This window comes from Pontibacter toksunensis, assembly GCF_042686245.1.
In the GTDB taxonomy this organism is placed as follows: domain Bacteria; phylum Bacteroidota; class Bacteroidia; order Cytophagales; family Hymenobacteraceae; genus Pontibacter; species Pontibacter toksunensis.
This window is the reverse complement of the sequence record NZ_JBHUOX010000056.1, coordinates 1-7,687: the sequence shown is the minus strand read 5'-3', so window position 1 is coordinate 7,687 and position 7,687 is coordinate 1. Positions and strand designations below refer to the sequence as shown.

Sequence of the window (7,687 nt, the reverse complement as noted above, 5' to 3'; positions counted from 1 at the left end):
TTCACGACCAAAGGCATCAAAAACAAAAAAGAGACATCCAACTCCTGGAGGCCGGAGCCTCTCTTTCAGGTGTCAGCGAAGCTGACGAAAACAAAGTAGCCCCGCTGGGCAGGGCTACACAAGATGAACATCCCGCACCTATCGGCCAGGAGCTCTCTTTCAGGTAAGGTGAAGATAAGAAAAATTCAAATCAATCGCTTGCTTTTTAAGACAGTACCTTATTTCGAGTAAACCAATACTGGCTCCTCTCATACAGTTGTAATGCTTTGCCTTAAAGCAACGCCGTACCTATAAAAAGCTAGTTGCGCAGGTGCTGCAGTTTCTGTTCGTTTAAAATAAATATTTTACCTTCTATGACTTCAATCAGCCGCTCATGCTTAAAGTCACTCAGCATGCGCGTTACTGCCTCAGGAGAGGAGCCCACGATGCCTGCTATATCGTGACGGCTTATCTGGATGCACGGGTGCTTATCGGAAGGGGTCTGGTACTTGGTGTGCAGGAAAAGCAGGGAGTCTGCCGTGCGCTTGCGGAGCGAGTTATAGGCAAGCTTTGGAAGCAGCTTTTCTTTTTCAGAAACGCTGGTGGCCAGCATCCTGATCAGCCGGTTTGCTATGTCCTGGTTGTGGTAAAGCAAAGAAATGAATTCTTCTTTTGGAATAACCACCACTTCTGAGTCTTCTATGGTTTCAGCAGATTCCTGGTATTCCGTCTCTTCAATCAAAGGGAGGTACCCAAAGAAGTCGCCTTCTTTGTGAATGCCGCTGATATACTCTTTCCCTTCCTTGTTAGTCGTATACACTTTTACCTTCCCTTTTTTCAGAAAATAAAGCTTAGTAGGCTCATTGCCCTCTGCATAAAGTATTTGCTTCTTTTTATACAGGTAAATCTTCTTGTCCTTTGCCAGGTGCTCCAGTACCTTGTGCTGGCCAGCCGTACGCATCATCTCCCGGATGTCCTCTGGAGGCTGTTTGGACTCTTTTTTCAGCACCTCCGCTTTGCGCAGCCGGCCCTCGATAGCTTGGAGCAGCTCGCTCTCCTGAAATGGCTTTGTGATGTAATCATCTGCCCCGCTTTCCATTCCCTTTCTGACTTCAGCCCGCTCAGCCCTGGCAGAAAGGAAAATAAAAGGAATAGCTTCCAGCATAGGATTCTTTTGAAACACGGGCAGCACACTAAATCGATCCATAGACGGCATCATACCATCGCATACTACTATATCGGGCTTATACTGGACGGCTAATTCTAAACCTCTTTTGCCATCCTCCGCTAGCAATACCTGATAGTTGGCTAGTTCCAGCATTTCAGCTATATTTTCCCTTATCTCCTCGTTATCTTCTATAACCAATACTGTTTTCATCTTCTAAGAAAGGACAGGTATGATGGGGTATGGCACCCGTTTTAAACAGTAAGTACATTCTAAACGAAGAACAGCCTTCCAACTCAACTGGTAATCCGGCTGCACCTCGAAGCTTAGTGGCAGTAACTTCTACTCCCGGAATTTGAGCAGGCGCCACTTAAAATCAGAAGTATTACAAAAGATTATCAGTGTACGCTATAGATATATAACTACTAATATAATGAAAGATATTATTCATATTACTTTACGTATCAACCAGTTACTAGTTGAGGAATGAAGGCATTTTTAGGAAGCGGCACGGCAGGAGGCCTTTGCCTGTTTCTCATAGCGGTGCCAGGTCAGGACACCTATAAAAAGCCTGCTCACTTCTATCAACTAAACTTGTATGCTCCTCGCCTCACTGCCCTTCGAATTTTCCGGAAGAGAGAGGTTGTTTTCACCTGCTAAACCCGCGCTTTGATGTAGCTACAGATTTTCTTCAGAATCAGAAAGTAGCGTTGTGCTGAAAATTAAATTCAGCCATTATGAAATCACTGTTTCTCTTTTCCTTTGTACTCCTGTTTGCTCTTCCGGTCCGGGCACAGCAAAAAGTTGAATCAACTCCCGTAGATCTGCCTGTTGCGGCCCCGCACCAGCATCCTGATTCAGCATTGCTCGAGGGAGAGGTAAAGCGAAACTTACACCCACTAGTGCGCAAGGCAATTGTACCAAGCCTGCTGATTGGCTGGGGCATCACGCACATGGACGACGAAGGACTGTTTGAGGGCAGCAGCGGGCTTCGGGACGTAGTCCGGCGCAACTATCCTAATTTCAGCACCACCATCGATGATCATACTGCTTTCGTGCCGGTACTCCTGGCCGTGGGGCTCAACCTCTCTGGAGTAGAAGGCAAGCATCACGTTGCGGAGCAGGCCGTGCTGCTCGGAATGACTTATTTCCTGAACCGCAGCCTCACAAACAACCTGAAAACCCTGACGGCGGTGAACCGGCCTGACGGTAACGGGAATGACGCTTTTCCTTCGGCTCACACCAGCACGGCGTTTGCCTACGCCACCTTCTTTCATAATGAGTATGGCAGCAAAAGCGTGTGGTACAGCGTTGCAGGGTATTCCTTTGCTACTGCTACGGGCGTACTGCGCATCCTCAACGACCGGCACTGGCTTTCGGATGTACTTGCCGGCGCGGGTATCGGGATTCTCTCGGCCGAGTTGGCACATCTGGCTTACCCCTTTATACAGCGAAAAATTGTAAACAGCTTGACAGAAAAGCAACACCTGGGGGTAACTCCGTTCTATTCCCAGGGAGCGGGTGGAGTCACAGTCGTGTACCGGCTTCAGTAGGATAAACATAAGAAAGCAGCAACGCCATTATTTGTTTCTGTATGGGTGATGCCTAGAAGGGTGACGATTGAACAATGAGACGAACTTCGCAAAATCAGCGAAACTTCAGATTGTAAACAGAATTATGCCTGACCTTCGCAGCAGTTATTTGTTAAACACAAACTCAAAATTCATGAAATTAACTAGGCATTACCTATTTGCCCTCGGGCTGCTGCTGCTCTCCTGTTCAACTGAGGACAGCGAAGTTGTTCCAAACGATGTTCCGGAACAAGTGAAAAGCACCCTCACTTCTAATTTCTCTGCAGCCATGGATGTGGAATGGGAAAAAACAGGCGGCAACTATACCGCAGAATTCGAGGTGGCTGGGGTAGACCATGACGCTTTGATTACGCCCGCTGGGGAACTGCTGCAGTACAAGCACACTATACCAGATACAGAGCTTCCGGATGCAGTCACAGCAGCCATCCTGCAGCAGCACAGCGACAAGCATCTGGACGAGGCGGAGAAGCTGTACAGGGGGAATGAAGTGTTCTATCAGGTGGAAATGGAGAACACCGGTACAGATCTGTATCTAGTTTTCTCTCCTGATGGCCAGGAGCAGGCGGAACCAGCGTTCTGGGATTAAGCTCCTGCTGCAACTGAAAAAATAAACCAGGCACGCCCGGCAATTGAATGCTACTGGCGCGCCTGGTTTAGCTAACACCCCCTTCGCCTTTGTTTCATCCTGCTTCACTCTCAGTAATAGACTTTCAGGTTGCGCGGTTTTGCAAATCTGAGGTTACAGCAATAGGATTGCTTCAGCATGAATGAATAAATGACTGCCTCGTAAAAGGACACATGAAAGTATTAGTAGTAGAAGACGAACTTGCATTGAAGGAGTCTATCCTCACGTACCTGCGGCAGGAGGGCTACGTGTGTGAATCAGCAGGTAACTTCAGGGACGCAAGCCTGAAGGCGTCTGACTTCAGCTATGTCTGCGTGATTGTAGACCTTACGCTGCCGGGTGGAAGCGGCCTTGAGATTGTACGGCAACTGAAAGAGAACCATCCCGATACCGGCATCATCATTATCTCCGCCAGGAACGCGCTCGACGATAAAATAATAGGGCTGGAAGTGGGAGCTGACGACTACCTGACCAAGCCCTTCCATCTCTCTGAGTTGAATGCCCGCCTGAAGTCTGTTATCAGGCGTCGAAGCTTTAACGGACAGAAAATAGTGCAGGCGGGTGCCATCAAAGTCTTTCCTGACGCGGCTGAGGCCTCTGTACAAGACAGGAAGCTCAACCTCACCCGGAAAGAGTACGACCTGCTGCTATACTTTATTTCCAACAGAAAACGCGTGCTTACGAAGGAATCCATTGCAGAGCACCTGTGGGGTGACCATGTAGACGGCCTGGACTCTCTCGACTTCGTGTACACGCACATCAAAAACCTTCGCCGGAAACTGCAGGCTGCGGGTGGCGAAGACTACATTCAATCGGTTTATGGCCTGGGCTATAAGTTTAGCTGCTGATGCGAATCTTAACTAAAACCAGCCTCTATTACCTGCTGGTATCTTTTGTGGTGTTCCTGGTTGGGGGCTTCAGCTTCTACAAAATTATGCAGGCGGAGATCTACGATGAGGTGGACGATCAGCTTTTCACGGACAAGGAGAACATTATTGCCTTTATTCGCGAGCACGACCGCCTCCCGAGTGTCACCTCCGGCATTTCAGAGGCTATCATCGTGCGTGAAGCTCATGCAGTGTCTCCCACTGTAGAGGAACTGGCTGATACCCTCATCTTCAGCAACTACGACGACGAGCTTGTTCCTTTCCGGTATCTGAAGTTCACTGCCTACCAGAACGATAAGCCTTATGAGTACACCATCCTCAAGTCCCTCATTGACTTCCAGGACCTGTTCGAGAGCACGATGCTGGCGATGGGGTGGATCTTTCTCCTGCTACTGCTGGGCTTGGGGGCAGTAAACTACCTTATAAACAAATACATATGGCGGCATTTTTACCAGACGCTTCATAAAGTGAAGCGTTATACCTTGTCGCAGTACAAGCCGCTGCAGCTGAAAAAAAGCACCACCAAGGAGTTCCAGGAATTGAACGAGGTATTGCTGGCCATGACAGACAAGATACAGAGCGACTACTATAACCTGAAAGAATTCACCGAGAACGCTTCTCACGAGATACAGACGCCGCTGGCTATTGTCAACAGCAAGCTGGAGCTTTTCATGCAATCCGAAAACCTGACAGAGCAGCAAGCCCTGCTGGTGGAGGAAATGTATGCTTCTACGAACAGGCTCTCGCGCCTGAACAAGTCGCTGATCCTGCTTACCCGCATCAGTAACCGTGAGTTCAGGGAGCACGAGGAAGTGCCGCTGCATGCGCTTGTTGCCGAGCAGTTGGAGCAGTTGGAGGAAATGGCTGTGATGCGGGGTCTTCGCCTTCTGCCCCCGGAACTGGAGCCTGCCAGCGTTAACATGAACCGTGGCCTGGCAGAGGTACTGGTCTCGAACCTACTGGTAAATGCCATCCGCCACAACCACGACGGCGGCAGTATCCGGGTATCACTGCGCAAGGGCGAGCTTTGCGTACGCAACACTGGTCAGGTGCTACAGGGGCCGGCTGAACAGCTGTTTGGCAGGTTTATGAGTGCGAGCGACACAAGCGGATCGCTGGGTATCGGGCTGGCGCTTGTCAAGAAAATCTGCGACCTCTACGACATGAAACCCACTTACAGCTTTGCAGACGGAATGCACAGGCTGTGCATCCGGTTCTCCCCTCCCTCCTAGCACAGCACCTTCAGATTCTCTACAGAATGAGGTAGTACCTTGGCTGCTGAAGACAACAATTTGAAGACCATGAAAGACAAAATTCATACGTTATTGCTTGCCGGAATAATAGGAACAAGCGCATGCAGCGGTTCCTGGAGAGAGAAAGAAATTCCCGAGGCTGTTGAAGCCCGCATTGCACAGCTATACCCCACAGCAAAGCAAGTAAACTGGGAGAGCGGGCAGGAAAACTACGAAGCCAGATTCCAGGTGCGGGGACGGGAGCGCAGTGTCTTGTTTGCAGCAGAAGGCAGGCTACTGCAATACTCAGAAGAAATTCAGGAGCAGTACCTGCCGCGTCTAGCCCTGGAGAATCTCCGGGACCAGTACGGCAACTTTGAGATAGAAGAGGCACACAGAGTACAGCACCAAAACAGCACCTACTACAAAGTAGAGCTGGAGCAGGGCAAGCAAGAACTTCTGCTGCTTGTTGGCAGTCACGGAAAAATCCTTTCGCAACAGCCTGCTGTCCCGGCGCAGTCAACGCGTGGAGGAGATTACTTCATCGATGCCACCGGCCAGCGTGAGGAGAATGAAAGACCAGCCGGACTGGCTAAAAGCAGCTGGGAACTTCCGTCAGAACTGCGGGAAGTATCAGGTATATCCTTTGTGCGGGAGAACCTGCTGGCTTGTGTGCAGGACGAGAAAGGGATTATCTTTCTTTATGATTTGGCAAAGGAAACAGTCACCCGGAGAATTAGCTTTGCAGGTCCTGGTGATTACGAAGGCATCGCCGTGGTAGGCCACACGGCCTATTTGCTGCGCAGCGACGGTGCCATCTACGAGGTCACGGATTTTATGGGCAGCAAGTCTCAGACTACAATGCATCCCTCTGTACTAGTGTCCACGCAGAACACAGAAGGGCTGGCATACGACAGGAAACAAAACCGGCTGCTGGTGGCCGCCAAAGGCTACGATGAAAGCCTGGGCAACTACAAAGGCATTTATGCCATTCCGCTGAATACTAAAAAAATGCAGGCTGAACCAGTTATGACGATCTCTCTTGCCCAGCAGCAGCTAAAAGGCAGGAGCAAAAAGCAAAAGAAGGCATATGATATACTTCAGCCTTCCTCGCTGGAAATGAACGATGACACAGGAGAAATGTACGTGCTGGACGCGGTGAACCACCGCCTGTATACCTTGGATCAGCAGGGCCGGATACAGAAAGCAAAGCTCCTGGATAAAAAGCAGCTTCGCCAGCCAGAAGGACTGGCCTTCAGCGACACAGGCGATATGTACGTCTCCAGCGAAGGCGGTAAAACAGGTAAAGCGCTCATCCTAAAGCTCCCGGAAAGCATGTAAATTAAAGGCAGTTCCACCACCCTTGATAGAAAGGCTTTATTGATGGGCAGATGCAGGCGGTGTTCGTATACACCGCCTGCTTGCTTTGGTTTCCGCCGTCCTGTTCCCGACAACCAGGTAATACCCAGCATAGTACATTTGCTGCCTGCTTTTACCAAGCGCACTTTTGTTACTCCGGTTTAATCTCCACCAGTTTCAGGAGCACCTGATAATCAATAAAAACTGGAAAGATCGGATGATTCAGTGTCAGCTGATTCTGAGCCTGGTGTCTCTCCATTATAGCGGAACCGGGTATCCACGAGGTAAATAGCTAGCAGTACCAGAAGGATACCAATACAAATCATTATTCCTTTTTTCATCTTACCAGAGTTCTTTAAAAATGTAATATGTTCAGCTGATCCTGTTAGCTGCCGTGCATGGATGTTGCTCCATGCACAAAACTGGGGGATCTCCGATGAGGTACAAGCGCTAAATGTTTACTTGCTGTTTGGCCACCACAACAGTTACTGGTTACTTATGTTACCGCTAGGTAAGCATAGAAAAGCCTGTCCTCTCTGTGGCAAGTAAGGTACAACATGATTCTGAAGGGAATTTGTAGCGCCTGATTTCTTCTGGTTACAGGGCCACTAATTAAGAAAATTACGGTTTAGGATGAATGCCTTTTATAGCTTCACAGTACTCCGGTAAAACCGGGTGATGCTGCTTGGGACAGGAATGTTTCATCACTTTTAAACTGTACCTCATATCTTTGAAGTGTTAGCCAAGAGTACAATTCTTTCTATTTGTACCTTCGCTTTTATACAATATAGGAGGAAAGGATTAAGTGACAGTACTAGACACAATTGATGTCGCCCTTAAGAAACCCC

Annotated in this window: 6 protein-coding genes; 5 read left to right on the top strand and 1 reads right to left on the bottom strand. The window is 49.1% G+C overall.

Annotated features, from left to right (window positions below; translation table 11 throughout):
* Window positions 1-298: 298 nt before the first annotated feature.
* Window positions 299-1,357, bottom strand: coding sequence for a response regulator (locus tag ACFS7Z_RS26640; RefSeq protein ID WP_377492319.1), 1,059 nt, complete (start codon window positions 1,355-1,357; stop codon window positions 299-301).
* A 524-nt stretch (window positions 1,358-1,881) separates the two neighbouring features.
* Between ACFS7Z_RS26640 and ACFS7Z_RS26635 the strand changes: the two genes are divergently transcribed.
* From ACFS7Z_RS26635 to ACFS7Z_RS26615, 5 genes are all read left to right on the top strand, one after another.
* The gene (locus ACFS7Z_RS26635) at window positions 1,882-2,697 is read left to right on the top strand and encodes a phosphatase PAP2 family protein (protein ID WP_377492316.1); all 816 of its coding nucleotides are present in this window, start codon (window positions 1,882-1,884) and stop codon (window positions 2,695-2,697) included.
* Window positions 2,698-2,869: 172 nt separating this feature from the next.
* The gene (locus ACFS7Z_RS26630; protein WP_377492313.1) at window positions 2,870-3,322 is read left to right on the top strand and encodes a hypothetical protein; all 453 of its coding nucleotides are present in this window, start codon (window positions 2,870-2,872) and stop codon (window positions 3,320-3,322) included.
* A 212-nt stretch (window positions 3,323-3,534) separates the two neighbouring features.
* On the top strand, window positions 3,535-4,209 hold the full coding sequence (locus ACFS7Z_RS26625; RefSeq protein WP_377492310.1) for a response regulator transcription factor: 675 nt from the start codon (window positions 3,535-3,537) through the stop codon (window positions 4,207-4,209).
* Window positions 4,209-5,480, top strand: a complete 1,272-nt coding sequence (locus ACFS7Z_RS26620) for a sensor histidine kinase (protein ID WP_377492306.1) — start codon at window positions 4,209-4,211, stop codon at window positions 5,478-5,480. The genes ACFS7Z_RS26625 and ACFS7Z_RS26620 overlap by 1 nt, the downstream gene beginning before the upstream one ends.
* 69 nt (window positions 5,481-5,549) lie before the next feature.
* The gene (locus tag ACFS7Z_RS26615; protein ID WP_377492303.1) at window positions 5,550-6,821 is read left to right on the top strand and encodes an SdiA-regulated domain-containing protein; all 1,272 of its coding nucleotides are present in this window, start codon (window positions 5,550-5,552) and stop codon (window positions 6,819-6,821) included.
* Window positions 6,822-7,687: the final 866 nt, after the last annotated feature.

What these genes read in the sequence shown, in the direction of transcription:
- ACFS7Z_RS26620 (WP_377492306.1), top strand. Translation starts at nt 4,209, where the DNA reads ATGCGAATCTTAACTAAAACCAGCCTCTATTACCTGCTGGTATCTTTT.
- ACFS7Z_RS26625 (WP_377492310.1), top strand. Translation starts at nt 3,535, where the DNA reads ATGAAAGTATTAGTAGTAGAAGACGAACTTGCATTGAAGGAGTCTATC.
- ACFS7Z_RS26615 (WP_377492303.1), top strand. Translation starts at nt 5,550, where the DNA reads ATGAAAGACAAAATTCATACGTTATTGCTTGCCGGAATAATAGGAACA.
- ACFS7Z_RS26635 (WP_377492316.1), top strand. Translation starts at nt 1,882, where the DNA reads ATGAAATCACTGTTTCTCTTTTCCTTTGTACTCCTGTTTGCTCTTCCG.
- ACFS7Z_RS26630 (WP_377492313.1), top strand. Translation starts at nt 2,870, where the DNA reads ATGAAATTAACTAGGCATTACCTATTTGCCCTCGGGCTGCTGCTGCTC.
- ACFS7Z_RS26640 (WP_377492319.1), bottom strand. Translation starts at nt 1,357, where the DNA reads ATGAAAACAGTATTGGTTATAGAAGATAACGAGGAGATAAGGGAAAAT.